The organism is Agrobacterium larrymoorei, assembly GCF_005145045.1.
In the GTDB taxonomy this organism is placed as follows: Bacteria; Pseudomonadota; Alphaproteobacteria; order Rhizobiales; family Rhizobiaceae; genus Agrobacterium; species Agrobacterium larrymoorei.
In genome coordinates, this window is the sequence record NZ_CP039692.1 from 1381676 (window position 1) to 1406937 (window position 25262).

Genomic DNA, 25262 nt, shown 5'->3' on the forward strand with positions numbered 1-25262 from the left:
TCTTCTGGCCGCCGATCCGCCAGACAACGCAAAGCACCTTTCAGTCATTCTTGAACTCCCGGATCATCGTCCGGCCGGTGCGTTATTCTTTGCGAAAAAATTCAAATGAACAGACTTCAAGTTTACAAACGTGAGTGGTTTTCCAACATCCGTGCCGATGTGCTGTCGGGTATTGTCGTGGCGCTCGCGCTCATACCCGAAGCCATCGGCTTTTCCGTTATTGCCGGTGTCGATCCGAAGATCGGTCTCTTTGCATCCTTCGCCATTGCCTGCGTATCCGCCTTCACGGGTGGGAGGCCGGGTATGATTTCAGCCGCCACCGCCGCTACCGCGGTTCTGATGGTGACGCTGGTGAAGGAGCATGGGCTGCAATATCTCTTCGCCGCCACCATCCTCATGGGCGTTTTACAAATTCTGGCAGGATTTGCGAAACTTGGCCGCATCATGCGTTTCGTTTCGAAATCCGTCATGACGGGCTTCGTCAATGCACTGGCGATCCTGATTTTCATGGCGCAGTTGCCGGAGCTTATCGGCGTGCCGTTCGAGACCTATGTGATGATAGCGGCGGGGCTTGCGATTATCTACCTGCTGCCGCTGGTGACCAAGGCAATTCCGTCACCACTCGTCGCTATTGCCGTTCTGACCGCAGTCGCCTTTTATAGCGGCATGGATATCCGCACCGTCGGTGATCTCGGCGAACTTCCTTCTACCCTGCCAATATTGGCTTTGCCGCAGGTGGCGCTGACATTCGAGACGCTGCAGATCATCTTTCCCTATTCGGTAGCGCTCGCGGCGGTAGGCCTTCTGGAATCGCTGCTGACGGCGCAGATCGTTGATGAGATGACTGATACGCCAAGCAATAAAAGCCAGGAATGCATAGGGCAGGGCGCCAGCAACATTGCATCCGCCATGATTGGCGGCATGGGCGGTTGCGCCATGATTGGCCAATCCGTCATCAATGTCAGCTCCGGTGGGCGCGGGCGGCTCTCGACATTCGTGGCTGGCGCCTTCCTGCTGTTCCTCATCCTCGTGCTGGACGATCTCGTCCGCATCATTCCCATGGCCGCACTCGTGGCGGTGATGATCATGGTGTCCATCGGAACGTTTTCCTGGCGCTCGATCACCGATCTGCGGAAGAACCCGCTCTCTTCCAGCATCGTTATGCTGGCCACGGTCGGCACGGTTGTCGCAACGCATGATCTCGCCAAGGGCGTTCTGGTCGGTGTGCTGCTTTCCGGCGTGTTCTTTGCGGGAAAGGTCGCTCGGCTCTTCCATGTCCGCTCCGAATTGAGCGAGGATGGCAAGATGCGAAACTACCGGGTGGATGGCCAGATATTCTTCGCCTCGACCGAGAGTTTTATCGCTGCCTTCGATTTTGCCGATGAGGTAGAGGGGGTGACAATCGATGTCAGCCAAGCGCATCTTTGGGATATCTCAGCTGTGGGCGCGCTGGACAAGGTGGTGCTGAAATTCCGTGCCAGAGGCAAGATCGTGCATGTGAACGGTGTCAACGCGGCAAGCGCCCACATGATCGACCGTTTCGCGCAGCATGACAAACAAGGCGCTTCAGCCCCGTCATTGCATTGAAGTGAAAAAAGCCCCGGAACATCTCTGCTCCGGGGCTTCTCGATTATTCGTTGGCCGTAACCGTTACGCCCAGAACCTTGGGAAGCGTGTTCGGCGCGCCCATGGCCGCACCCATGATCATGGGGAACGGAACGGGCTTTTCCGGAGCGGCGGAGACGGTGAAGTTCTTCGGGTCATCGATATAGGTGTTGACCGCTGCCGAAACCGCATTCTGCAATTCGGGAACATTGAGCTGGGCCATCATCAGCGGAACCATGCCCTTGATCGTCTGGGCCAGCTGGTCGCCAGTCATGCCCTGTTCGCCAGCGGCGTAATCGATAGCGCGCTTGGTGATGCTGGCATCATCGAAGCTGATTTCGGCATTGTTGAAGCTCAGCTGCTGGATGAGGCCCAGCATGGCAAGGCCGAAGGCCTGGTCAGCCTGTTCCTTGTTGGGGTTGGCTGCCTGCGCCTTCACTGCGTCCTGCATGGACTTGATGAAATCCAGCGTATAGCCGGAGAAGCTGACGCTCATGTTGAGGCGGCCGACATCCTTCAGGTCGAGAGCATATTCATCGATATTGACCGTGCCGGGGGCGATTTCCCAGGAACCGCTCATGTTCAGCTCGCCAGCAATGGACTGAAGCTTCAGCTTGTCGATGGCTTCCTTGGTTTTCGGGTCCTGAATCGTGGTCAGATCGCCCTTGAAACCGGTGGCGTTGACGTCGAAACTGACCGTGCCTTCGTCTTCGCTCTTGGTCATCGTCGCGGTGCTTTCCTCGACCGAGAACGTCTCCTTGCCGTCGATCTTGACCGAGACGGGGCCGCTATGGGCTTCATCGTAGAACAGCATGGAGTCCAGCTTGCCGGTTGTTGTATCGGCAGGGACAATGACGCCGGACATGTAGATGTCGCTGACGGTGAAGGAGACGTTCTCCTGAGAATAGTTGATATTCTCGAAAGCCATCTTCTCAATCGTGTAGCCGCCATTGTCTTCTTCGACGCCGTCCAGCGTGACGGTGCCGACCGGGATCTGCTGTGCTGCATCCGCACCTGAACCGAGGGTGACGCCCGTCAGTGTCACCGTATCGCCATTGACCGCGATGGATTTAGCCGCGATCTCAGCGCCCTGCACATGATAGGCCGCATTGATTTTCTTCAGAACATCCGCGCCATCCAGTGCGAAGGCCGGCGAGGAAAACGCGACCATTGCCGCGCTGGCAAGCAGAAAATGCCGGGTCGTTTCGAGTCTCATTCTGTCTCTTCCCTTGTAGGTACGAAAATCTGCATCAAAAATAGGAATCACGCATCTATATCCGCAGCATAGGCGCGGTCTATGGCATTGGTAGTTTGCAACGAATGGCTGAATTGCGGCATAAAAACAAGATTAACGAAAAATATACGCATGGCTCCCGTCATCCACAGCCGAAAAAGCCCGGATTTCTTGCCGCAATCCTGCATTTCCGCTAGTCAAGCGACATGGGTAAAAATTCTGTTCCTCCGTCTGGCGGAGATGACGATCATATTGTTCCGGTCGACCTCAAGGCGGCGCTCGAGGAGCGCTACCTTGCCTATGCGCTTTCGACCATCATGCACCGTGCCCTGCCGGATGTGCGCGACGGGTTGAAGCCGGTTCACCGGCGCATCGTTCACGCCATGAGCGAGATGGGAATTCGACCCAATTCGGCCTTCAAGAAATGCGCCCGTATCGTTGGTGACGTGATGGGTAAATTCCACCCGCACGGCGATGCATCGATTTACGACGCACTTGTGCGCCTCTCGCAGGATTTTGCCATTCGTTATCCGCTGGTCGATGGCCAGGGTAATTTCGGTAATATCGACGGTGACGGCGCAGCGGCGATGCGTTACACCGAAGCGCGTATGACCGATGTTGCTGCGTTGCTGCTGGAAGGCATCGAGCAGGACGCGGTGGATTTTCGCCCCACCTATAACGAGGAAGACGAAGAGCCGGTGGTTATGCCGGGCGCGTTTCCTAACCTCTTGGCAAATGGTGCCTCCGGCATCGCCGTTGGCATGGCGACCTCCATTCCGCCGCATAACGCCCATGAAATCTGCGATGCCGCGCTTCACCTGATCAAGCATCCCGATGCGAGCGTCGAGACGCTGCTGGAGTTCATTCCCGGCCCCGACCTGCCGACTGGCGGCATCATCATCGAAAGCCGCGAGAATATTCTCGATGCCTACAAGACGGGTCGCGGCGGTTTTCGCGTGCGCGCGAAATGGGAGACGGAAGATCTCGGTCGCGGTGGCTACCAGATCGTCGTTACCGAAATTCCGTTCCAGGTGCAGAAGTCGCGGTTGATCGAAAAGATTGCCGAACTGCTGCTGGCCCGTAAGCTGCCGCTTCTTGAAGATGTGCGCGACGAATCTGCTGAAGATGTGCGCATCGTATTGGTGCCGAAGAACCGCACCGTTGATGCGACGCTGCTGATGGAATCGCTGTTCCGTCTCTCGGATCTCGAGAGCCGCATTCCGCTGAACATGAACGTGCTGTCTCTCGGTCGCGTGCCGAAAGTTATGGCGCTGAATGAAGTGCTGACGGAGTGGCTGGCGCACCGCAAGGATGTGCTCGTTCGCCGCTCGAAGTTCCGCTTGGCCGCCATCGACCGCCGTCTGGAAATTCTCGGCGGCCTGCTGATTGCCTATCTCAATATCGATGAGATCATCCGTATCATCCGTGAGGAGGATGAACCGAAGCCGGTGATGATGGCGCGGTTCGGCCTGACGGATAATCAGGCGGAAGCCATTCTCAACATGCGTCTTCGCTCCCTGCGCAAGCTGGAAGAGTTCGAAATCCGCACGGAATTCGATGCACTGACGAAGGAGAAGGGCGAGATCGAGTCGCTGCTGGCATCCGACGAGAAGCAGTGGCAGGCGGTTTCCTGGGAGATTGGCGAGGTCAAAAAGAAATACGCCAAGGCCACAGAACTGGGTCGTCGTCGCACACAGTTTGCCGATGCGCCCAACGCCGATGTCGAGGCCATTCAGCAGGCCATGATCGAGAAGGAACCTGTCACGGTCGTCATCTCGCAGAAGGGCTGGATCAGGGCGCTTAAGGGCCATATGTCGGATACGTCGAGCCTCACTTTCAAGGAAGGCGATGGACCGAAGCTGGCATTCCCGGCGCAGACGACCGACAAGCTGCTGCTGGTCACGACCGGCGGCAAGGTCTACACGCTCGGTGCCGACAAGCTTCCGGGTGGCCGCGGACATGGCGAGCCGGTCCGGATCATGGTCGATATGGAAAACGATCAGGACATCCTGACCGCCTTCGTCCATGACGCGACACGCAAGCTCCTCATCGTCTCGACGGCTGGCAACGGCTTCGTCATTCCGGAAACCGAAATGGTCGCCAATACCCGCAAGGGCAAGCAGATCATGAATGTTTCCATGCCGGACGAGACCAAACTCGTGGTGCCGGTCACCGGCGATCACGTCGCCGTCGTCGGCGAGAACCGCAAGATGCTGACTTTCCCGCTATCGCAGGTGCCGGAAATGTCCCGTGGCAAGGGCGTTCGTCTCCAGCGCTACAAGGATGGCGGTATTTCCGACGTGAAGTGCTTCGCGCTGGCAAACGGTCTGACATGGGAAGACAGCGCCGGTCGCTCCTTCTCCAAGGTGGGTGATGAGTTGCTCGAATGGATGGCAGACCGTGCCACCGCCGGACGGACTGTACCGAAGGGCTTTCCGCGCAGTGGGAAGTTTGGTGGTTAAAGGCTGAAGCGTTTCGTTAAAAGGAAACGCTTCACCTCATTCAAAGGTGATTGGCTTTATCGACCGTATCTTGGTGTATGCTCTTCGCCAATTGCCTGCGCTCTGACGACAACCGGCTCCGGCGGGATTTTGCTATTCCACAAAGAGACGCTCAAGGCAGGCCCACAACGTGATCCTTGAGGAAGCGGACTATCCCTTCCTCATCAATCTCACCTGCGGCAACGGCCATGACAAACGCATAAAGTTTTGCCTCATCTGTTTCCAGCATATGGCCATTCTCCATGAGGAAAACGCCTGCGGTGACGATCGCTATTCTCTTGTTGCCATCTACGAAAGGGTGGTTTCTCGCGATACCGAAAAGGTAGGCGCCAGCCAATTCGCAGGCGTCCATACAGCCATAAGCAGCCTTATTGACCGGGCGGTTGAGTGCTGAATCCAGCATAGCTCTGTCGCGCAGCCCATGACTGCCGCCGAAGTGCTCGATCTGCATCTGATGTAGTTGTTCTACCAGTCCGACTTCGAGAAAAATGAAATCAGTCATTCGGCCAGCTTCTTCAAGGCGGTCTTGTATTTGTCCATAAAGACCTGGGCATGTTCAAGCTGACGGGTAAAGGCTTCGTCTGCGGCGCGGAGGTGCCACTCACCTTCTCTTTTATCGAGGCTGACCATGTCTCCAGCTTTCACGCCGAGGCTTTCCAAAACCTCTTTTGGAATGATGATGCCTTCCGAATTGCCGATTTTCCGTACAGAAAGATTCATGGCTCTTACTCCAGTTATAACGCTGTTATAACATCGTGGAGCCGCCATTGCAAGGCCAGCGATCAACCGGCATCCGGCTCGTACAACTCCCATCCTCGCGGAGTTAGATGCTCTTGCGGGTGATATCGTGTTTTGTAACCCATCTTGTCCGAACCATCGACCCAGTAGCCCAGATAGACGTGGGGCAGGCCGAGCGTACGGGTGCGTGCGATGTGGTCGAGGATCATGAGGGTGCCGAGTGAGCGCTTTTCGAGATCGGGATTGAAGAAGGAATAGACCATGGACAGGCCATCGCTCATCATGTCCGTCAGCGCGACGGCTATCAGTTCTCCGCGCTTGCTGTCGTCAATCCCAGCGCCCGGTTCGCGCTTGCGGTATTCGATGATGCGGGTGTTGACGTGCGTGTCTTCCACCATCACGGCGTAGTCTAGGGCGGACATGTCCGACATTCCGCCGGTTGTGTGGCGGCTGTCGAGATAGCGACGGAAAAGGGAGAATTGTTCGGTAGAGGGTTCTGCCCGATGAATGGTGGCGACGAGGTCGTTGTTGGTGGCCAGCACACGGCGCATGGATTTTGTCGGGTTGAAACGTTCAGCGAGAATGCGAACCGACACGCAGGCGCGGCAATTTTCACAGGCCGGGCGATAGGCGATGTTTTGCGAACGACGGAAGCCACCCTGCGTCAGCAGATCGTTCATTTCCGCTGCGCGCGGGCCGACCAGATGCGTAAAAACCTTCCGCTCCAACTGGTTCGGAAGGTAGGGGCAGGTGGCCGGTGCTGTCAGATAAAACTGCGGCGAAGGCGTCGTCTGCGTGTTCATCGAACCTAATCGCTCCCTTCGCAAGTCAACCCTCTGTATCAGAATGACAAAAAGGTAGAAAACGTCAACTGGGAAGACAACCTTTGCGTCAAATAAGCCGCCGAAAAGCGGCTTTTATGAGTTGTTTCAGCGGGTTCTGATCGTCACGGTTCCGAGAAGGAAATCGTGAACGAGCCTGGAGCGCTCCGTGCACAGGCCAGCGAGCAGAATCAGCGGCGTCAAAACCGAGTTGATGACCCAGAAAAGCACGATATGCGCCGTCGAAATCAGGAAGTCGATTCGCTGGCCATCCAGTCGCGCCATGCCGATGCCGACGGCGCGCATGCCGAGCGTTGCCTGCGCCGAGCTGCCCAGCGTCATACCGAAATAAAGGATCGCCACGATGAAGAACATCGCGGGATAGAGCATGAAGCCGAAGCCCAGCGTCAGAATGCCGAGGAAGAAGATGATGACCGCCGCTGGAATGCACAGCAGAAGCACGAGCATGTAATCGATGATGAAGGCCACGACTCGGCGGCTGAGAACGCCGCTATATGCGCGCCAGTCCTCTGTCGGAACGTAAGTCGGGTTAGGGTCGATGCTCATCGGCGGTTTTCTCCTTTTCACCACGAGATATGGTGTCGAAAATTGCAAATGCAATGAGCGCCTTTTCTAGCTCTTCGCCAGTTTTTTCGCGACCTCGATCGCGAAATAGGTCAGGATACCGTCGCAGCCCGCGCGCTTGAAACAGAGCAGCGTTTCCATCATCACCCGGTCGCCGTCGATCCAGCCATTCATGGCAGCGGCCTTGATCTGGGTATATTCGCCGGAAACCTGATAAGCGAAGGTCGGAAGCCCAAAAGCCTCCTTCAGGCGCCAACAGATATCGAGATAGGGCAGGCCGGGCTTCACCATCAGCATGTCCGCGCCTTCTTCGACGTCGAGCGCGGCATCCCGCATCGCTTCGGTGCCATTGGCGGGGCTGATGTAATAGCTGTTCTTGTCACCTTTCAGCAGGCCGCTGGTGGAAATCGCTTCGCGATAGGGGCCATAGAAGCCGGATGAGAATTTCGTGGCATAGGCCATGATACCGACGCTCTGGTGGCCAGCAGCATCCAGACCACGGCGAATGGCACCGATTCGGCCATCCATCATTTCCGAGGGGGAGATGATATCCGCACCCGCATCGGCCTGCATGATGGCAGCCTTGACCACCTGATCGACAGTCTCATCGTTGACGATGTCATCGCCGCGCAAAATGCCGTCATGACCGTGGTTGGTGAAGGGGTCCAGTGCCACATCCGTAATAATGCCGATATTCGGCACGGCCTTCTTGATGGCGATGGTTGCCTGATTGATCAGGTTGTTGGCTTCCAAAACCTGCGATCCGGTCTGGTCGCGCAACTCCATTTCGATATTGGGGAAGGTGGCGATGGCCGGAATGCCCAGATCAGCCGCTTCCTTTGCCGCTTCCACCAGCCTGTCCACGCTCATGCGGTTCACGCCGGGCATAGCGGGGATCGGCTCGACAATATTGGTACCGGGTACGATGAAGACCGGCCAGATGAGATCATCCACCGTTACCTGGTTTTCACGCACCAGCCTGCGCGTCCAGTCTGCCTTGCGAACGCGGCGCATGCGGCGGTGGCCAGTGATGTGATCTACCAGATGTGTTTTGTCAGTCATGTCTGTCCTTCCAACTTGGTGCGGACATAGCACAACAAAGGCAATATGCGAATGCGACAGAGTGGCTGAATAGCTGATATGCTGCCATGTTGACGCTCCATCAAATTATGCAGTGGCAGGAGCACTGCCGGAAACGTATCTTCGCCGCATGGAACCTGATTCTTTACCGCAGCCGAAACGGCCCCTGACGGAAATCCTTTACCTCGTCTTCCTGAGACTGGTGGCGCTTTCCTGTTTCTGGTTCGGGCTGCAATATTGGGCGATGCTGACAGGCTACTCGCTGAGTGGCCATGGCCGGTTCGATATGCTCAATCTGCCCTGGCGCGTTGCGGGCACCGGCCTTGCCGTCGTCTTTCCTGTCGCGGCACTTGGTCTTTGGCTCGGCGTCTCATGGGGCGCGGTCATGTGGGTTATCGGGGCAGGGGCACAGATTGCGATGTATAAGGTGTGGCCCAATATCTTCGGCAGCAACACCATGGTACCCGTCATGCACGGCATCGTAGCAACTGTTTATATACTATTTCAGGTCGCTTTCTGGCTGGACGCGCGTCAAAACGATGAGCGCGCAAGGATTGATTCACCATAATAATAAAGCAGTTCGGCCCGGATTCTGGCGATTTTTATCGCGTAAGGTATTGATTTTATTAGTGTTGAGAATTCCCCCTGCACCTTCGGCACAAGTCTCATCAAAAGCGGAAGGTCGCGGTAACCATTCATTAATGATGCATTTTAAGTAGAATTTTATGCGCATTGCTTAGGTTTGCTCACAAGGCGGGAAACAAAATCAACACCGCCAAACAAAACAGTGAGGCAGTCATGATCAATAGCAAAGCAAAGCCGCAGGCCATCGTTTCCGATATCCAGGAAGAAACCATTCGTTCGCTCTACATGGAATCCCTTCATCTGGTAGAGCGTCTGCACCGCCGCCTTCTCGATGTCATCAAGGACGAGTTCGACCGTCAGGGTCGCGATGACGTCAACGCCGTTCAGGCACTTCTGCTCTTCAACATCGGCACGTCCGAACTGACCGCTGGCGAACTCCGTTCGCGCGGTTACTACCTCGGCTCCAACGTATCCTATAACGTCAAGAAGCTTGTCGACCTCGGCTTCATCAACCACCAGCGTTCGCGCATCGACCGTCGCTCGGTTCGCATTTCCCTGACCGAAAAGGGCCAGGATATCGCTGAAACCGTAGCCCGCCTCTACGAGCGCCATATCGGCTCCATCGAAAAGGTCGGCGGCATCGGCACGGGCGAATTCGCCGAGATGAACAAGCTGCTTCAGCGTCTTGATCGCTTCTGGAACGATAGCATCGCTTACCGCCTCTAATCGGGCCTCGATACATCATTCAGCAAAGCCGGATGTGGGGACGCGTCCGGCTTGTTGCATTTTTGTGCGCAACACAGCTAAAAAGCCTTGTGACACAGCTTCGTGAGCACTGCCAAGGTGACACGAATTGGCCATATTGCTATGGGACCGGCAAAGCCTAGGAGCCGGCGGTTTCTCCTGTGATCGCGTAATGCGTTATTCATTTTCGCTTAGAGTATTTCCTGCCGGCAGGCGTCCATAGGCGTTTGTTAATTATGTTGTTCTAGGCATCGTTAAGATTGCCTGATGAAGTGGCTGGTAGGTAGAATGACAAAGAAATCCGTTCCTGAACTTATTTCGCGCCGCACCATGCTGCGCTCCGCTGTTTCCTTCGGTGCTGCGGCCCTTGCCGCGCCCGCACTTGCGCAGGATGCGTTCAACGATCTGATCGGATCGTCGCGCCGCGGTAACTGGGACGATCAGTTCGACGCCAATTCCTCCCGCTCCGCCGTTGGCGTTGTGTCCAACAACCCGGTTCTCGGACCGGAAGCGCCCGGCTACATGCAGCAGGCGATCATGCAGTACCAGCAGATCATCTCCAATGGTGGCTGGCCGGAAGTTCCTTCGAGCCAGCAGCGTTTGCAGATCGGCGTCAGCGATCCGTCCGTTCAGGCACTTCGCCAGCGCCTGATGATTTCGGGCGATCTGCCGCGTGAAGCCGGTATTTCCAGCGCATTCGATTCCTATGTTGATGGCGCGCTGAAGCGTTTCCAGGCCCGTCACGGCCTTCCGGCTGATGGCGTGATCGGCGAATATACGCTGAAGGCTCTGAATGTTTCGGCGCAAATCCGCATGGCGCAGCTGCAGACCAACCTCATCCGCATCCAGACGATGGCGGGTGATCTGGGTCAGCGCCACGTCATGGTCAATGTTCCGGCTGCGTCCATTGAGGCTGTCGAGAACAACCGCGTCGTGCTGCGCAACACCGCAGTCGTCGGTCGCGCCAGCCGCCCGACCCACATGATCAACTCCAAGATCTACGAGATCATTCTCAACCCTTACTGGACGTCGCCGCGTTCGATTGTCGAGAAGGACATCGTTCCGCTGATGCAGAAGGATCCGACCTATCTGGAGCGCAACAATATCCGCCTCATCAACGGCAAGGGGCAGGAAGTTTCGCCGGAGACGGTGGACTGGTTCGCGCCGAAGGCTCCGAACCTGATGTTCCGTCAGGACCCGGGCAAGAACAACGCCATGGCGTCCACGAAGATCAACTTCCACAATCCCAACAACGAATATATGCACGACACGCCCCAGCAGGGCCTGTTCAACAAGCTGATGCGCTTCGAATCCTCCGGCTGCGTGCGCGTGCAGAACGTGCGCGACCTGACGACATGGATGCTGCGCGACACGCCCGGCTGGTCGCGTCAGGATATCGAACGCGTCATCGCAAGCCGCGTCAACACGCCGATCAAGCTGGCGACGGAAATTCCGGTCTACTTCGTTTACATCACGGCATGGTCCGCCAAGGATGGCGTGGTGCAGTTCCGTGACGATATTTACGGAAATGACGGTAACGCCGAGCTTGCGCTGAACACCACGAACACGCAGGAGCAGCCTTCCGGCTCCATCGATGACGATCTGGTTCCACGTAACTGATCTATCTCTAAAATAAGAAAAAAGCCGCGTTTGACCCGAACGCGGCTTTTTTCTTTTGCCGCTTCGCTGCATCAACCCATTTTTTTCTGCCTGACGTCGCAGTTTGACGGGCAAATCTCGCTGGCCTTATTGCTCTTGCCAAGGTGGAGCGCTAAGACGCCATCGCATTACTGTTTCAGGAGCCTTCATCATGTCGAACACAGATGCCTTCTTCTCCAAGCCGCTTGCCGAAATCGATCCGGATATCTTTGGCGCGATCGAGAAGGAGCTTGGTCGCCAGCGCCACGAAATCGAGTTGATCGCCTCGGAAAACATCGTCTCGCGCGCTGTGCTCGAAGCGCAGGGCTCCATCATGACCAACAAGTACGCCGAAGGTTATCCGGGCAAGCGTTATTATGGCGGATGTCAGTTCGTGGACATCGCCGAGGAACTGGCAATCGACCGCGCCAAGAAGCTGTTCGGCGTCAACTTCGCCAACGTTCAGCCGAATTCCGGTTCGCAGATGAATCAGGCCGTCTTCCTCGCGCTGCTTCAGCCGGGCGATACGTTCATGGGTCTCGACCTGAATTCGGGAGGTCACTTGACCCACGGTTCGCCGGTCAACATGTCCGGTAAGTGGTTCAACGTCGTTTCCTACGGCGTTCGCGAAGGCGACAACCTGCTCGACATGGACGAAGTGGAGCGCAAGGCCAAGGAACACAAGCCGAAGCTCATTCTGGCTGGTGGCACGGCATATTCGCGCGTTTGGGACTGGAAGCGCTTCCGCGAAATCGCAGATGAAGTCGGCGCTTACCTCATGGTCGACATGGCCCACATTGCCGGTCTGGTTGCCGGTGATCAGCATCCCTCGCCATTCCCGCATGCACATGTTGCGACGACGACGACGCACAAATCCCTGCGCGGCCCGCGCGGCGGCATGATTTTGACCAATGACGAAGATCTGGCAAAGAAGTTCAACTCTGCCGTCTTCCCTGGCCTTCAGGGTGGCCCGTTGATGCACGTCATCGCCGCCAAGGCCGTTGCCTTCGGTGAAGCGCTGAAGCCTGAGTTCAAGGACTACGCAGCCCAGATCGTCAAGAACGCGAAGGTTCTGTCCGAGACCCTGATCGAAGGCGGCGTGGACGTCGTTTCCGGCGGTACGGACAACCACCTGATGCTGGTCGATCTTCGCAAGAAGAACGCGACGGGCAAGCGCGCGGAAGCAGCGCTCGGCCGCGCCTACATCACCTGCAACAAGAACGGCATTCCTTTCGACCCGGAAAAGCCTTTTGTGACGTCCGGTATTCGCCTAGGTACGCCTGCTGGCACCACGCGCGGCTTCAAGGAAGCCGAGTTCCGCGAAATCGGCAAGCTTATCGTGGAAGTGCTGGACGGTCTGAAGGTTGCCAATTCCGATGAAGGCAATGCTGCCGTTGAAGCTGCGGTTCGTGAAAAGGTCGTCGCACTGACGGATCGTTTCCCGATGTACCCGTACATGTAAGAAGAGACAAAGATGCGCTGCCCTTTCTGCGGTTCTGAAGATACTCAGGTCAAGGACTCACGTCCGGCGGAGGATAACACCTCCATCCGCCGGCGGCGCATCTGCCCGGATTGCGGCGGCCGTTTCACGACCTATGAGCGCGTGCAACTGCGCGAGCTTATGGTCATCAAGAAAAGCGGTCGCAAACTGCCCTTCGACCGGGAAAAGCTGGTGCGATCCTTCGAAATCGCTCTGCGCAAACGCCCCGTGGATCGTGACCGGATAGAGCGTGCTGTTTCCGGCATCGCGCGCCGTCTGGAAAGCTCGGGCGAAACGGAAATCTCGTCGGAAGAAATCGGCCTGCAGGTTCTCGAAGCCTTGAAGAGCCTGGATGATGTGGCTTTCGTTCGCTACGCATCCGTGTACCGTGATTTCTCCCACGCGGAAGACTTCGAAAACGTCATTGCGGAAATCAACGCGAAGATCGCCCGCGATACCGACGCAGGGGCGTAATTCCGTGACGTTCAGCGCCGATGACGAAAAATTCATGGCGCGCGCCATCGAAATGTCCCGCCGCCATACAGGTTTTACTGAAACCAACCCATCTGTCGGCTGCGTTCTGGTCAAGAATGGTGAGATCATTGCCGAGGCCGTCACGTCTATTGGCGGCAGGCCGCATGCGGAACGCAATGCGCTTGATCTGGTGGGTGAGGCGGCACGCGGCGCAACCGCCTATGTGACCCTTGAACCCTGCTCTCACTGGGGAAGAACGCCGCCCTGCGCCAACGCGCTTGTGGATCGCGGCATTTCGCGCGTGGTCGTTGCCGTCGATGACCCCGATGAACGCGTGTCCGGGCGCGGCTACCAGATTTTACGAGATGCCGGGATCACGGTGGAAACCGGCCTTCTTCGGCAACCAAGCGAGCGCGCGCTGGCGGGATATCTAACGCGAAAGATCAAGAAGCGTCCGCATGTTACGCTGAAGCTCGCCATCTCCGCCGATGGCATGATCGGTCGCGAAGGCGAGGGGCAGGTTGCGATAACAGGCGTAGAATCCCGGCAGGCCGTACATGAATTGCGCTCGCGCTGCGATGGCATTCTCGTCGGCATCCGCACCGCGCTCGCGGATGACCCCGAGCTTAATGTTCGCATTTCCGGGCTGGAGCATCATTCGCCGGTCCGTTTCGTGCTGGACAGGCGGCTGGAATTGCCGGTGAGTTCGAAACTGGTGAAAACTGCCAAGGATATTCCGGTCGTTGTGGTGGAGATACCCAATGGCGGGAAAAGCGGCGATCTTACCCAAAGACGCTCCGACCTGACAGCCGCAGGCGTCGAAATCCTTCAGGTCGAAGACCTTGAAGACTTCCTCCTAACCCTCGGCGCGCGCGGAATGTCGGAACTCCTCGTCGAGGGCGGCGCCGTGGCAGCGAGGGCTTTCCTCGATGCAGGTTTCGTAGACCGCATTCTTCTGTTCGAAAGCCCGGTCATAATCGGCGAGCGTGGTATTGAAACGCCGCTGAAGCGCGCCGATATCCCACAGCAATATTCCTTTGTCAGTGAGACGGCTTATGGTCAGGATCGCTGCTTCGATTATGAAAGGCCGCTTTGATGTTTACCGGTATCGTCACGGATGTTGGAACCGTTTCGCAATTGCAGCCGCTGCCTGAGGGCGTGCGCCTGCGCGTGGCCACGAATTACGATCCGAAGACCATCGATATGGGGGCTTCCATTTCCCATGGCGGCGTCTGCCTGACGGTGACGAAGCTGCCGGAAGATGGCAGCAACGAACGCTGGTACGAAGTCGAAGCCTGGGAAGAGGCGCTGCGCCTGACGACGATTTCCGACTGGCAGCAGGGCACGAAGGTCAATCTGGAGCGCGCCCTCAAGATCGGCGACGAACTCGGCGGGCACATCGTCTCCGGCCATGTCGATGGCAAGGCAGAAATTCTGTCCGTCGAATCTGAGGGCGAGGCCGTGCGTATCCGCCTGCGCGCGCCGGAACATCTGGCAAAATTCGTCGCACCGAAAGGCTCCATCGCACTGGACGGCACGTCTCTGACCGTAAACGCAGTCGATGGCCAGGATTTCGACGTGCTGCTGATCCGTCACACACTCACTGTCACGACCTGGGGTGAGCGCAACCCGGGCGACTTCGTCAATTTCGAAGTCGATACGATGGCCCGCTACGCCGCACGCCTTGCGGAATTTCCGTCGAAGTAGGATGGTGACGGAGAGCGGCGCCTGAACGCGCTGCACTGCCTCGGAGTCAACATGCCATCTTATGAACTGCTTGCGGCTTTCTTCGTGACGACCGCTCTTTTCGCCTATATTCCCGGTCCAGCCATGCTTTATGCCGCGGCGCAGACCATGGCGCGGGGGCGGTTTGCCGGGGTGATGGCGGTTCTTGGGATTCATGTTGGTTGCTATGTTCATATTTTTGCAGCGGCGGCAGGGCTGTCGGTTCTGTTTCAGGCGGTGCCGTGGCTCTATCTTGCCGTGAAGCTTGGGGGCGCGTGCTATTTGATCTGGCTTGGCTTTTCGATGCTTCGCTCGAAGCTTGAAGATGGAACGGCGAGCGTCATGATCGAGCCGAAGTCGGCCAAACGGGCTTTTGTAGACAGTATCATCGTGGATGTGTTGAACCCTAAGACCGCGCTGTTCTTTCTGGCGTTTCTGCCGCAGTTCGTCGATCCCGCAGCGGCATTTCCGGTGTGGCTGCAATTCTTGATCCTCGGCGTGGCGGTGAATTTCATTTTCTCCTCGGCGGATCTGGTGGGTGTTATCCTGGCAGGCGCGATGGTGGGGCGGCTGAAACGATCCTCATTCGCGCAGGCGATTGCGCGGCGTGCGGCGGGCACGGTTTTGATGGGGCTTGGCGTTCATCTGGCGCTGCAACGGAGCTGATTGGCGGGCCGGATGACGCGACCAAACGCCGCCCACGCGGCAGCAATGCATTAAAAATACTTGCCAAGCGCTGCAAGCCATGGTTTGACCGCGCCAAAAGCCGGTATGATCCGGCGTAAGCTTCAGGAAACTCCCATGTCCAAGCCCCATCTTCTCATCGTAGAAGCTCGTTTTTATGACGATATGGCCGATGCACTGCTCGATGGCGCAAAGTTTGCGCTTGAAGAGGCTGGCGCCACCTATGACATCATCACCGTTCCCGGCGCGCTGGAAATTCCCGCAGCCATCGCCATGGCGCTGGATGGCGCAGATAATGGCGGTACGGAATATGATGGCTTCGTTGCACTCGGCATGGTCATTCGCGGTGAGACCTATCACTTCGATATCGTTGCGAACGAGTCCTCCCGCGCCATCATGGATCTCACCGTCAGCGAATCGCTTGCCATCGGCAACGGCATCCTGACCGTCGAAAATGACGAGCAGGCCTGGGCACGCGTTCGCCGGTCGGACAAGGACAAGGGCGGCTTTGCTGCCCGTGCAGCGCTGACCATGATCGAACTCAAGAAGAAGCTGGGTGGTTGATAGCATGACGAGTGTCGAAAACGGCGCAGAACCGCGTCAGCCTTCCATCAAGCCGGTAAACCAGCGCGGTGCAGCACGTCTTGCCGCCGTGCAGGCGCTGTATCAGATGGATGTCGGTGGCACGGGCGTTATGGAAGTGGTCGCCGAGTATGAAGCGCATCGTCTCGGCAAGGAAGTGGATGGCGAGACCTATCTGAAAGCCGATCCTTCCTGGTTTCGCTCCATCGTCTCCGGCGTCGTGCGAGATCAGACCAAGATCGACCCGCTGGTGCGCTCCGCCCTTCAGGAAGACTGGCCGCTTTCGCGCCTCGACACCACGGTTCGCGCCATTCTGCGCGCTGGCACCTTCGAAATTCTTGAGCGCAAGGATGTTCCGGTTGCCGTTATCGTAACCGAATATGTGGAAATCGCCCGCGCATTCTTCGAGAACGACGAGCCGAAGCTCGTCAATGCGGTTCTTGATCGCATTGCCAAACAGGTGCGCGGCGAGGCCAAGCGCTGATCAACATGGAATGAGGAAGACATGAGCGCGGTATCGGTTGCTGGTCTGGAAGGCCAACTTTCTGAGGCGAAGCGCAATGTCTTTCTCCTGACCATCGCTCAGGCAATCCTTGGATCTGCCGGGCCTCTGAGCTTTTCCGTCGGCGCTTTGGCGGGATATCAGCTTCTCGGTGCAGACAAGTCTCTGGCCACCGCTCCGCTCACCGGTTTCAACATCGGCGTTGCCTTCGGTGCCATTGCGGTCGCTCTGGCTGCAAAGTTTCTCGGGCGGAAGGCGGGTTTCATTCTCGGTGCGCTGCTATGCTCCACAGGCGGCGCACTTGCAGCAACCGCGCTGTTTCGAACGGATTTCTGGCTGTTTGCGCTGGGCCTGATGCTGATCGGGCTCGCGGGTGGCTTCACGCAGAAAATCCGTTTCGCCGCTGCCGATGCATCTCCATCCTTCTACAAGCCGAAGGCCATCTCCTGGATTCTGGCGGGCGGAGTGATCTCCGCAATCGTTGGGCCTCAGCTGGCCATTTTCGGCAAGGATATTCTTGCCCCGGTCACTTTCGCAGGTGCTTTCATTGCGCTCGTGCCTCTTGGTTTGATTGCTGCTGGCGTCCTCACGCTCCTGAAATTGCCTGAGCCTAAGCAAGCGGCAACGACCGAGCCTGTACGGCCACTCCTAGAAATCGTCGCAACGCGTCGTTTCATGACCGGCATGGTATGCGGCATCGGCTCCTATGCGTTGATGACCTTCATGATGATCGGCGCGCCTCTTGCTATGGTCGTAGGCTGCGGCTTTCCAAGCGAGCTTGCGACCCTTGGTATTCAATGGCACGTACTTGCCATGTTCGGCCCCAGCTTCTTTACCGGCATTCTCATCACGCGATTCGGGGCGGAAAAGGTCGTGGCTGTGGGCCTCGTCATCCTCATGGCCTGCGCAATCGTGGCGCATGTGGGCGTGGAGCTCTGGAATTTCTGGCTGGCGCTCATTCTTTTAGGAGCCGGCTGGAATTTCGGCTTCATCGGGGCAACCTCCATCGTTTCCTCCAGCTACCGCCCGCATGAGGCGGACAAGGTGCAGGGCTTCCATGATATCGTGCTGTTCGGCACGGTCGCCCTTTCCTCCTTTTCGTCTGGCAAGGTCTTCACCACATGGGGCTGGTCTGTCATGAACCTCGTCATCTGGCCGGTCGCGGGTCTCTGCCTTCTGTTGGTGATGACGCTGATATTCAGCAAAGCGCAAAAACCAAAATCATAAAGATAAGCAACTGCTTGTTAATCTTCGCACTTGACGCGACGCCTTCCGGCAACGCAATCTCCACCCGCATGCCGTTTCTTCCTTGGGAGGGGAACAAATGGCTCACCTTGGCGTAAGGCGCTTTGCGCCTCACGCCCCGCATGTGGTTTCGCCCGCCGGGGAGGGAGTTGAGGACCCGGCACAATGGGAGGTAAGTGCGAATGACAGTCATTGCATTGGTAATTTTATGCGGTGCCCTTTCTATCGCTTATGCGATTTGGGCAACGAAAAGCGTTCTGGAGGCCGATGAGGGCACGGAGCGCATGCGTGAAATAGCAGGCTATATTCGTGAGGGCGCGCAGGCTTACCTCACCCGTCAATATCTCACCATCGCAATTGTCGGTGTAATCGTCACGATAGCGGCATGGATTCTTCTCTCAGCCGAAGCTGCTGTCGGTTTCGTCATTGGTGCCGTTTTGTCGGGCGCTGCCGGTTTTGTTGGTATGCACGTCTCGGTCCGGGCCAATCTTCGCACGGCGCAAGCCGCTTCTCACAGCCTTGCGGCAGGTCTCGATATCGCGTTCAAATCCGGCGCGATTACCGGCATGCTGGTTGCCGGTCTGGCACTGCTCGGTGTCTCCATTTACTATTTCATTCTCACCTCGGTTCTCGGTCACCCGACCGGCTCTCGTGAGGTGATCGACGCGCTGGTGTCGCTTGGCTTCGGCGCATCGCTGATTTCGATCTTCGCCCGTCTCGGCGGCGGCATCTTCACCAAGGGTGCGGATGTCGGCGGCGATCTTGTGGGCAAGGTTGAGGCGGGCATTCCAGAGGATGACCCGCGTAACCCGGCCACCATCGCCGATAATGTCGGGGACAATGTGGGCGATTGCGCAGGCATGGCAGCGGATTTGTTCGAGACCTACGCCGTCTCGGTCGTCGCAACCATGGTGCTTGCCGCCATCTTCTTTGCCGGTGCGCCGGTGCTGGAAAGCGCGATGCTCTATCCGCTTGCCATTTGCGGCGTCTGCATTCTCACCTCCATTGCCGGAACGTTTTTCGTCAAGCTCGGCACCAACAACTCCATCATGGGCGCGCTTTACAAAGGCCTGATCGCCACGGGCATCTTCTCCGTTGCGGGCCTTGCGGTTGCGACATTCCTCACCATCGGTTGGGGATCGATAGGCACCGTGGCGGGCAAGGATATTACCGGCACGAACCTGTTTTTCTGCGGCCTTCTCGGCCTGCTGGTGACGGCGCTGATCGTGGTGATCACCGAATATTATACGGGAACGAACAAGCGTCCGGTCAACTCCATCGCCCAGGCCTCCGTCACTGGCCACGGCACCAACGTCATTCAGGGTCTGGCCGTTTCTCTCGAATCGACAGCGCTGCCCGCCATCGTCATCGTCGGCGGTATCATTTCGACTTATCAGCTTGCGGGCCTCTTCGGCACCGGCATTGCCGTTACGGCGATGCTTGGGCTGGCGGGCATGATCGTGGCGCTCGATGCTTTTGGTCCGGTGACGGATAATGCCGGGGGCATCGCTGAAATGGCGGGCCTCGACCCTGATGTGCGCAAGGCAACGGATGCGCTGGACGCGGTGGGTAACACCACCAAGGCCGTGACCAAGGGGTATGCCATCGGCTCCGCCGGTCTGGGCGCGCTGGTATTGTTCGCAGCCTATTCGAACGACCTGTCTTATTTTGCCGCGAACGGGGAGACCTATCCTTATTTTCAGGGAATAGGTGAAATCTCCTTCAGCCTCTCCAACCCTTATGTGGTTGCGGGTCTGCTGTTCGGCGGTCTCATCCCATATCTCTTCGGCGGTATCGCCATGACTGCGGTCGGCAAGGCGGCGGGCTCCATCGTTGAAGAGGTTCGCCGCCAGTTCCGCGAAAAGCCCGGCATCATGCAGGGCACGGAAAAGCCGGATTACGGCAGAGCCGTGGATTTGCTGACCAAGGCGGCCATCCGCGAAATGGTCATCCCCTCCCTGCTGCCGGTTCTGGCACCCATCGTCGTCTATTTCGGCGTGCTGCTGATCTCCGGCTCCAAGGCCTCGGCCTTTGCAGCCCTCGGTGCTTCACTGCTCGGCGTCATCATCAACGGTCTGTTCGTGGCCATCTCGATGACCTCCGGTGGCGGTGCATGGGATAATGCCAAGAAAAGCTTCGAAGATGGCTTCGTGGACAAGGACGGCGTTCGCCATGTGAAGGGTTCGGAAGCGCACAAGGCTTCGGTGACGGGCGATACGGTGGGTGATCCTTACAAGGACACGGCTGGCCCGGCGGTAAATCCGGCAATCAAGATCACCAACATCGTGGCGCTGCTGCTGCTGGCGATTTTGGCGGGGTAAGGGTGGGGCGACGGCGTTTCAAACGTTGCCGTAAATCCATAAGCCCGCCGCGTCATTGCGCGGCGGGCTTTTTTAGGGGCTCACTGTATTTTTGAGTGACCGCGCCGATATCGCGATCAGTCTCCCGCGCCCGGCACCTCAGGGGCATCGCGCTCACCCACAATGATGGAGCGCTTGCCGACGTGGTTGGCAGGGCCGACGATGCCTTCCTGTTCCATGCGCTCTACGAGTGACGCAGCACGGTTATAGCCGATGGACAGGCGGCGTTGGATATAGGAGGTCGAGCACTTCTTGTCGCGCAGGACCACCTTGACGGCTTTTTCATAGAGATCGGCAGTATCGTCTTCTGCCATAGCGGTTTTGTCGAAGACGGCGCTGTCTTCTTCCTCGCCCTCTTCGGCCTCGTCCGCATCTTCCGTAACGGTACCGAGATATTCCGGGCGCCCCTGCGTCTTCAGATGCGCGACGACCTTCTCGACTTCTTCGTCGGACACGAAGGGACCGTGGACACGCGCGATGCGACCGCCGCCGATCATGTGCAGCATATCGCCCTGCCCGAGAAGATGCTCCGCACCCTGCTCACCGAGAATGGTGCGGCTGTCGATCTTGGACGTTACCTGGAAGGAGATGCGCGTCGGGAAGTTCGCCTTGATCGTGCCGGTAATGACATCGACCGATGGGCGTTGCGTGGCCATGATGAGGTGGATACCTGCCGCACGCGCCATCTGCGCCAAGCGCTGGATCGCGCCTTCGATTTCCTTGCCCGCGACCATCATCAGATCGGCCATTTCGTCCACGATGACGACGATGTAAGGCATCGCCGTGAGGTCCATTTCCTCCTGCTCGTAGACGGCCTCGCCGGTCGCGCGGTCAAAACCGGTCTGGACATTGCACATCACGGTCTCGCCCTTGGCGCGGGCCGAAGCTGCGCGGGCATTGTAACCGTCGATATTGCGAACGCCAAGACGCGACATCTTGCGATAACGGTCTTCCATTTCGCGCACGGCCCATTTCAGCGCCATGACGGCCTTCTTCGGGTCGGTCACGACAGGTGTCAGCAGGTGCGGAATGCCGTCATAAACGGAAAGCTCGAGCATCTTCGGATCGACCATGATCAGCCGGCACTCTTCCGGCTTCAAACGGTAGAGCAGCGACAGGATCATCGTATTGATGGCAACCGATTTACCGGAGCCGGTCGTGCCTGCTACGAGCAGATGCGGCATCTTCGCCAGCTCCGCCACAACGGGCTCGCCGCCAATGGTTTTACCGAGGCACAGCGCCAGCTTCATCCGTGTTTCAGCATAATCTGGCGATTCGATCAGTTCACGGAAATAGACGGTTTCACGAACAGGGTTCGGAAGCTCGATACCGATGACATTGCGACCGGGAACGACGGCAACACGCGCCGAGAGCGCGGACATGGAGCGCGCTATATCATCCGAAAGGCCGATGACGCGGGAAGACTTCACGCCCGGTGCCGGTTCGAATTCATAGAGCGTGACGACGGGACCCGGACGCACATCAATGATCTCGCCCTTGATACCGAAGTCTTCCAGAACGCTTTCCAGCAAGCCGGCGCTCTGCTCCAGCGCTTCCGGCGTCATGGTCGTGGTTTGCAAAACCTGCGGCTGTTGCAGAAGGTCGATAGGCGGATATTCGTACTCGCCTTCACCGAAGACCGGCGCATCCAGAAACATGGGCTGATTGTTGCGGGCAACGGTGCGCATCTCGCGGCGCGGCGCGGAAACCTCGACAGGTGCCTGCTCGACCGCCTCTGCCACCGGCGCCAGTTCCTGAACCGGCGCAGCCTCTGCAATCGGCGCTGCCTCAACTTCCGCAGGCTGGTAGCCACGCACGCCAACTTCCCGATACAGCGCAATGGCTGAACCGCCCAAGGCAGCGAAGGAGGGGCGCGGCGTTGCGATGTGGCGTTGCTGCTGCTGTTGTTGTTGCTGCTGAGGAGCAGCGATTTGAGGCGGAGGTGCCTGCCGTGTGATCGTTATCCGGCGTGCATCAGCCGCCGGAGCAGGCGAGGGGGGCTGAGCGGCGGCAAGACGCTGGGCTTTCAGGCGCGCCAGTTCGGCCAAGCGCATGGGTTGGGCGGCAGGCGCAATCTGTCCGTCGACATCGAGGCTCATGGCCTCCCAGAACATGTCGTCGGAAAGATAGGCGGCGAAAGCTGGTACATCGAGCTCAGGCTGCCTGACCTGTTCAGCCGGGAAGCAGGCGACATCGATCTGCTCGTTTTGTGGCGCCTCGGTCGCTGCTTCGACAACCACCTCTGCGGCACGCTCCGCCTGCTGCATCTGTTCCTGCTGCTGGCGTAGCGCCAGTTCGCGACGCAGGCGATAGCTCAGCGCGCGCGCACCTGTCGCACCGGGAGGCTGTGGAAGGATGGCAGGCTTTGCTATACGGCGCTCAACCGGCGCAGTCTGTTGTTTGACCTCAAGCCTGGCCTCGGCAGAAGCGGGTTCAGCCGCCTCCGTTTGCGCAGCCGTCACCTCTGGACCTGCTGTCGCAGCCTTGCTGGAAAAGATGCTTTGAGGCGTGCGGGAAAAGCGCACATTCGGCCCAAGCGTAAACGCATTCTGCCAGCCGGGCATATCCACGCGTCCCTCGATCGCATTTGCGGCGATCTCGTCGGCATTGCGGCCAACGGCAGCGTGCTGCGCAGGGGTTAACGCCTGGCTGTTTGGGGAAGACGTCTGGTTCGTTGGAACCATGGTTTCGGACGGTTCAACTTCTCCCCCCTCTATCGCATTGACGGAATTATTAAAATTGGAACGGGGAAAACGCATGACAGCCTGTACACTCATCATAAACGGACAATTGGCACAGCAAATGAGATAAAAAATAAAGGTTAATCACATATTGCCAAGCGCGCTTTCAGAGCGAATTTTCCCAAGCTTCTTTTACCCTGTGTCCGGCCTGCCACGGAAATTCCAGCACTTTCGATCCCGCTTCAGCCTGCAATAGAAGCGCGAATGCCCCGGCAATCAAAGGTCCTCGGCGGCACAGCCATGAAATTCAACCCGTCGTCACAGCAGAGTGAACAGCTGAAAACTATCCTCTTTACAACTAACATGTTAATGTCGTATCACGCTGTCGTCAGCTTTGGAGGAGCATGCAAGTGACTGGTAAATTCGGCCTTTCGGCAGCCTTGACGACCCCTTTTCTAGAAAACGGCGAGATTGCCACCGACGCGCTCATCAAGCAGGCAAAGAGAGCGCTGTCTTCCGGCTGCGATAGTGTGACGCTGTTCGGCACCACGGGCGAAGGCAGCTCCATCGGTGGCCGCGAACGAGCAAACGTTCTTTCCGCCTCTCTGAATGCAGGGATCGATGCGAAAAATATCGTTGTCGGCGTATTGGTCGATTCGGCGCAGGATGCAGCGGAGCAGGCAAGTGCGGCGCTTGGTGCAGGGGTGAAGAACATCCTGCTTGCTCCGCCATCCTATTTCAAGAATGTCAGCGATGACGGACTGTTTGCCTGGTTCTCTTCCGTTTTCGATGAGATCGGCGCAAGCGCGCGGGATATCCTCGTTTACAACATTCCGTCCGTCACCATGGTCGCGCTATCGGTGGATCTCATCGGACGCCTGCGGAAAGCCTTTCCCGGCGTCGTCACCGGTGTAAAGGATTCGTCGGGCGACTGGCCTTACACGCAACGCCTTCTGGCAGAACACAGCGACCTCATCATTCTGATCGGTGATGAGCGTCATCTGGCGCAGGGCGTTCGGCTGGGCGGGCAGGGTGCCATTTCCGGCTGTGCTAACTTCCTTCCCGCAGAAATCCGCGCCATGGCTGTGGATGGCAAGGATGATGCCCGCGTGCAGGACCTCGTCGTGGAGCTTCTGAAATACCCCGTCACGCCAGCCGTCAAGGTTCTGGTTTCCTATCTGACCGGAGAGGAAATCTGGCACGCCGTTCGTCCACCGCTGGTTTCCATTTCCGCTGAAAATCGTAAAAAGATCGAAGCGGCATTCGAGTCGCTGTTCAGCAGCAAGGCGGCTTGAAGGGGAGTAGCGGATGGAAGACACCGGCGAACAGACCACGTTGAGAGAGAAGGCGTATGAGAGCTTCACGCACCATCTCCTCGCGCGCGATGTTCGTCCGGGCCAGTTCATCTCGCAGCGTCGTCTGGTCGAACTGACAGGATTGCCGCTGGGTGCGATCCGTGAGGCGATCCCGAGGTTGGAAGCCGATGGGCTGATCAAGACCGTGCCGCAGCGCGGTCTTCAGGTCGCCCATATCGACATCAACCTGATACGCGAGGCCTTTCAGTTCCGCATTCTGCTGGAAAAAGAGGCTATCGCCAACTTCACGCGCACCGCATCCGATGAGGCGATAGCGGTGCTTCTGAAGGACCATCGGGATATTGCCGAGCTTTCCAAGAGTGGCCAAAGCTCTGCCGAACTCGATGCACGGGCGCAGGCCGTCGATTGGGGCATGCATGACGCCTTCGTCGATTCGCTTGGCAATTCGATCATTTCGAACGCCTATCGCGTCAATTCGATCAAGATGCGCCTCATCAATCAGGAGCGCTTTCGCATCGCTGGCCATGTGAAATCGGTGATGGTGGAACATCTCGCCATTCTGGAGGCCGTCGAGCGGCGCGCAGTCGATGAGGCTGTCGAGAGGCTGGTTGCCCATATTCGCAATGCGAGGGACAGGGCGCTCGCCGTGTAAATACATCAACAAGGCCGGGGTGAGGAGATT

23 protein-coding genes and 1 other annotated feature (1 of these 24 cut by a window edge) are annotated in these 25262 nt (G+C 57.8%); of the genes, 16 read left to right on the top strand and 7 right to left on the bottom strand.

The window, feature by feature from the left end:
• Positions 1 to 29 (top strand) — a sequence feature (sul1 is cis-regulatory element that is thought to sense ions involved in sulfur or methionine metabolism; They are found in Alphaproteobacteria) (it extends 27 nt beyond the left edge of the window).
• 76 nt (positions 30 to 105) lie between these two features.
• Complete coding sequence (locus tag CFBP5473_RS20625; RefSeq protein WP_027676171.1) at positions 106 to 1587, top strand: SulP family inorganic anion transporter; 1482 nt, start codon at positions 106 to 108, stop codon at positions 1585 to 1587.
• A 43-nt stretch (positions 1588 to 1630) separates the two neighbouring features.
• Here the strand turns inward: CFBP5473_RS20625 and CFBP5473_RS20630 are convergent, their stop codons facing one another.
• Positions 1631 to 2821 carry a membrane protein gene (locus CFBP5473_RS20630; protein WP_027676172.1) on the bottom strand — a complete coding sequence of 397 codons (1191 nt, stop codon included), beginning with the start codon at positions 2819 to 2821 and terminating at the stop codon, positions 1631 to 1633.
• A 224-nt stretch (positions 2822 to 3045) separates the two neighbouring features.
• On the opposite strand from CFBP5473_RS20630, the gene parC reads away from it, so the two are divergent.
• Complete coding sequence (gene parC / locus CFBP5473_RS20635) at positions 3046 to 5301, top strand: DNA topoisomerase IV subunit A (RefSeq protein WP_027676173.1); 2256 nt, start codon at positions 3046 to 3048, stop codon at positions 5299 to 5301.
• 151 nt (positions 5302 to 5452) lie between these two features.
• Here parC and CFBP5473_RS20640 read toward each other — a convergent pair whose 3' ends face one another.
• From CFBP5473_RS20640 to hemB, 5 genes are all read right to left on the bottom strand, one after another.
• On the bottom strand, positions 5453 to 5842 hold the full coding sequence (locus tag CFBP5473_RS20640; protein WP_027676174.1) for a type II toxin-antitoxin system death-on-curing family toxin: 390 nt from the start codon (positions 5840 to 5842) through the stop codon (positions 5453 to 5455).
• Positions 5839 to 6060 carry an AbrB/MazE/SpoVT family DNA-binding domain-containing protein gene (locus CFBP5473_RS20645; RefSeq protein WP_027676175.1) on the bottom strand — a complete coding sequence of 74 codons (222 nt, stop codon included), beginning with the start codon at positions 6058 to 6060 and terminating at the stop codon, positions 5839 to 5841. Before CFBP5473_RS20645 ends, CFBP5473_RS20640 begins: the two co-directional genes overlap by 4 nt.
• Before the next feature lie 62 nt (positions 6061 to 6122).
• On the bottom strand, positions 6123 to 6881 hold the full coding sequence (locus CFBP5473_RS20650) for an arginyltransferase (RefSeq protein ID WP_027676176.1): 759 nt from the start codon (positions 6879 to 6881) through the stop codon (positions 6123 to 6125).
• A gap of 126 nt (positions 6882 to 7007) precedes the next feature.
• On the bottom strand, positions 7008 to 7466 hold the full coding sequence (locus CFBP5473_RS20655; RefSeq protein WP_027676177.1) for an RDD family protein: 459 nt from the start codon (positions 7464 to 7466) through the stop codon (positions 7008 to 7010).
• A 66-nt stretch (positions 7467 to 7532) separates the two neighbouring features.
• Entirely contained in the window at positions 7533 to 8546 is a 1014-nt protein-coding gene (gene hemB, locus CFBP5473_RS20660) for a porphobilinogen synthase (RefSeq protein WP_027676178.1), read from the bottom strand.
• A gap of 148 nt (positions 8547 to 8694) precedes the next feature.
• On the opposite strand from hemB, the gene CFBP5473_RS20665 reads away from it, so the two are divergent.
• The 12 genes from CFBP5473_RS20665 to CFBP5473_RS20720 all read left to right on the top strand — a co-directional run bounded on the left by CFBP5473_RS20665 (position 8695) and on the right by CFBP5473_RS20720 (position 20544).
• Complete coding sequence (locus tag CFBP5473_RS20665) at positions 8695 to 9132, top strand: DUF6163 family protein (protein ID WP_027676179.1); 438 nt, start codon at positions 8695 to 8697, stop codon at positions 9130 to 9132.
• A 233-nt stretch (positions 9133 to 9365) separates the two neighbouring features.
• Entirely contained in the window at positions 9366 to 9875 is a 510-nt protein-coding gene (ldtR, locus tag CFBP5473_RS20670) for a transcriptional regulator LdtR (protein WP_027676180.1), read from the top strand.
• 306 nt (positions 9876 to 10181) lie between these two features.
• Positions 10182 to 11513, top strand: coding sequence for a L,D-transpeptidase family protein (locus CFBP5473_RS20675; protein ID WP_027676181.1), 1332 nt, complete (start codon positions 10182 to 10184; stop codon positions 11511 to 11513).
• 190 nt (positions 11514 to 11703) lie between these two features.
• Positions 11704 to 12993 (top strand): serine hydroxymethyltransferase, encoded by a 1290-nt coding sequence (gene glyA, locus CFBP5473_RS20680; protein WP_027676182.1) that lies wholly within the window; start codon positions 11704 to 11706, stop codon positions 12991 to 12993.
• A 12-nt stretch (positions 12994 to 13005) separates the two neighbouring features.
• A complete protein-coding gene (nrdR, locus tag CFBP5473_RS20685) occupies positions 13006 to 13485 on the top strand; it encodes a transcriptional regulator NrdR (RefSeq protein ID WP_027676183.1) in 480 nt (159 codons plus the stop codon).
• 4 nt (positions 13486 to 13489) lie between these two features.
• On the top strand, positions 13490 to 14581 hold the full coding sequence (gene ribD / locus CFBP5473_RS20690; protein ID WP_027676184.1) for a bifunctional diaminohydroxyphosphoribosylaminopyrimidine deaminase/5-amino-6-(5-phosphoribosylamino)uracil reductase RibD: 1092 nt from the start codon (positions 13490 to 13492) through the stop codon (positions 14579 to 14581).
• Positions 14581 to 15192 carry a riboflavin synthase gene (locus CFBP5473_RS20695; RefSeq protein WP_027676185.1) on the top strand — a complete coding sequence of 204 codons (612 nt, stop codon included), beginning with the start codon at positions 14581 to 14583 and terminating at the stop codon, positions 15190 to 15192. Before ribD ends, CFBP5473_RS20695 begins: the two co-directional genes overlap by 1 nt.
• Positions 15193 to 15243: 51 nt before the next feature.
• Positions 15244 to 15876, top strand: coding sequence for a LysE family translocator (locus tag CFBP5473_RS20700; protein WP_027676186.1), 633 nt, complete (start codon positions 15244 to 15246; stop codon positions 15874 to 15876).
• 135 nt (positions 15877 to 16011) lie between these two features.
• Positions 16012 to 16458 carry a 6,7-dimethyl-8-ribityllumazine synthase gene (ribH, locus tag CFBP5473_RS20705; RefSeq protein WP_027676187.1) on the top strand — a complete coding sequence of 149 codons (447 nt, stop codon included), beginning with the start codon at positions 16012 to 16014 and terminating at the stop codon, positions 16456 to 16458.
• 4 nt (positions 16459 to 16462) lie between these two features.
• On the top strand, positions 16463 to 16960 hold the full coding sequence (nusB, locus tag CFBP5473_RS20710; protein ID WP_027676188.1) for a transcription antitermination factor NusB: 498 nt from the start codon (positions 16463 to 16465) through the stop codon (positions 16958 to 16960).
• A 21-nt stretch (positions 16961 to 16981) separates the two neighbouring features.
• Positions 16982 to 18205, top strand: coding sequence for an MFS transporter (locus tag CFBP5473_RS20715; protein WP_027676189.1), 1224 nt, complete (start codon positions 16982 to 16984; stop codon positions 18203 to 18205).
• Between the two features lie 200 nt (positions 18206 to 18405).
• Positions 18406 to 20544, top strand: a complete 2139-nt coding sequence (locus tag CFBP5473_RS20720; RefSeq protein WP_027676190.1) for a sodium-translocating pyrophosphatase — start codon at positions 18406 to 18408, stop codon at positions 20542 to 20544.
• A 116-nt stretch (positions 20545 to 20660) separates the two neighbouring features.
• Here the strand turns inward: CFBP5473_RS20720 and CFBP5473_RS20725 are convergent, their stop codons facing one another.
• Positions 20661 to 23363, bottom strand: coding sequence for a DNA translocase FtsK (locus tag CFBP5473_RS20725; protein WP_027676191.1), 2703 nt, complete (start codon positions 23361 to 23363; stop codon positions 20661 to 20663).
• A gap of 311 nt (positions 23364 to 23674) precedes the next feature.
• Between CFBP5473_RS20725 and CFBP5473_RS20730 the strand changes: the two genes are divergently transcribed.
• Both CFBP5473_RS20730 and CFBP5473_RS20735 read left to right on the top strand, forming a co-directional pair.
• Positions 23675 to 24559 (top strand): dihydrodipicolinate synthase family protein, encoded by an 885-nt coding sequence (locus CFBP5473_RS20730; RefSeq protein WP_027676192.1) that lies wholly within the window; start codon positions 23675 to 23677, stop codon positions 24557 to 24559.
• Positions 24560 to 24572: 13 nt separating this feature from the next.
• On the top strand, positions 24573 to 25232 hold the full coding sequence (locus CFBP5473_RS20735) for a GntR family transcriptional regulator (RefSeq protein WP_027676193.1): 660 nt from the start codon (positions 24573 to 24575) through the stop codon (positions 25230 to 25232).
• The last annotated feature ends 30 nt before the right edge of the window (positions 25233 to 25262 follow it).

Bases quoted from the DNA above. Each gene is read 5' to 3' on its own strand.
- nrdR (WP_027676183.1), top strand. From the start codon at position 13,006: ATGCGCTGCCCTTTCTGCGGTTCTGAAGATACTCAGGTCAAGGACTCA.
- parC (WP_027676173.1), top strand. From the start codon at position 3,046: ATGGGTAAAAATTCTGTTCCTCCGTCTGGCGGAGATGACGATCATATT.
- CFBP5473_RS20715 (WP_027676189.1), top strand. From the start codon at position 16,982: ATGAGCGCGGTATCGGTTGCTGGTCTGGAAGGCCAACTTTCTGAGGCG.
- CFBP5473_RS20695 (WP_027676185.1), top strand. From the start codon at position 14,581: ATGTTTACCGGTATCGTCACGGATGTTGGAACCGTTTCGCAATTGCAG.
- CFBP5473_RS20655 (WP_027676177.1), bottom strand. From the start codon at position 7,466: ATGAGCATCGACCCTAACCCGACTTACGTTCCGACAGAGGACTGGCGC.
- CFBP5473_RS20630 (WP_027676172.1), bottom strand. From the start codon at position 2,821: ATGAGACTCGAAACGACCCGGCATTTTCTGCTTGCCAGCGCGGCAATG.
- CFBP5473_RS20645 (WP_027676175.1), bottom strand. From the start codon at position 6,060: ATGAATCTTTCTGTACGGAAAATCGGCAATTCGGAAGGCATCATCATT.
- CFBP5473_RS20675 (WP_027676181.1), top strand. From the start codon at position 10,182: ATGACAAAGAAATCCGTTCCTGAACTTATTTCGCGCCGCACCATGCTG.
- CFBP5473_RS20735 (WP_027676193.1), top strand. From the start codon at position 24,573: ATGGAAGACACCGGCGAACAGACCACGTTGAGAGAGAAGGCGTATGAG.
- CFBP5473_RS20700 (WP_027676186.1), top strand. From the start codon at position 15,244: ATGCCATCTTATGAACTGCTTGCGGCTTTCTTCGTGACGACCGCTCTT.
- glyA (WP_027676182.1), top strand. From the start codon at position 11,704: ATGTCGAACACAGATGCCTTCTTCTCCAAGCCGCTTGCCGAAATCGAT.
- CFBP5473_RS20725 (WP_027676191.1), bottom strand. From the start codon at position 23,363: ATGATGAGTGTACAGGCTGTCATGCGTTTTCCCCGTTCCAATTTTAAT.
- CFBP5473_RS20625 (WP_027676171.1), top strand. From the start codon at position 106: ATGAACAGACTTCAAGTTTACAAACGTGAGTGGTTTTCCAACATCCGT.
- nusB (WP_027676188.1), top strand. From the start codon at position 16,463: ATGACGAGTGTCGAAAACGGCGCAGAACCGCGTCAGCCTTCCATCAAG.
- CFBP5473_RS20665 (WP_027676179.1), top strand. From the start codon at position 8,695: ATGGAACCTGATTCTTTACCGCAGCCGAAACGGCCCCTGACGGAAATC.
- CFBP5473_RS20650 (WP_027676176.1), bottom strand. From the start codon at position 6,881: ATGAACACGCAGACGACGCCTTCGCCGCAGTTTTATCTGACAGCACCG.
- CFBP5473_RS20640 (WP_027676174.1), bottom strand. From the start codon at position 5,842: ATGACTGATTTCATTTTTCTCGAAGTCGGACTGGTAGAACAACTACAT.
- ribH (WP_027676187.1), top strand. From the start codon at position 16,012: ATGTCCAAGCCCCATCTTCTCATCGTAGAAGCTCGTTTTTATGACGAT.
- hemB (WP_027676178.1), bottom strand. From the start codon at position 8,546: ATGACTGACAAAACACATCTGGTAGATCACATCACTGGCCACCGCCGC.
- CFBP5473_RS20720 (WP_027676190.1), top strand. From the start codon at position 18,406: ATGACAGTCATTGCATTGGTAATTTTATGCGGTGCCCTTTCTATCGCT.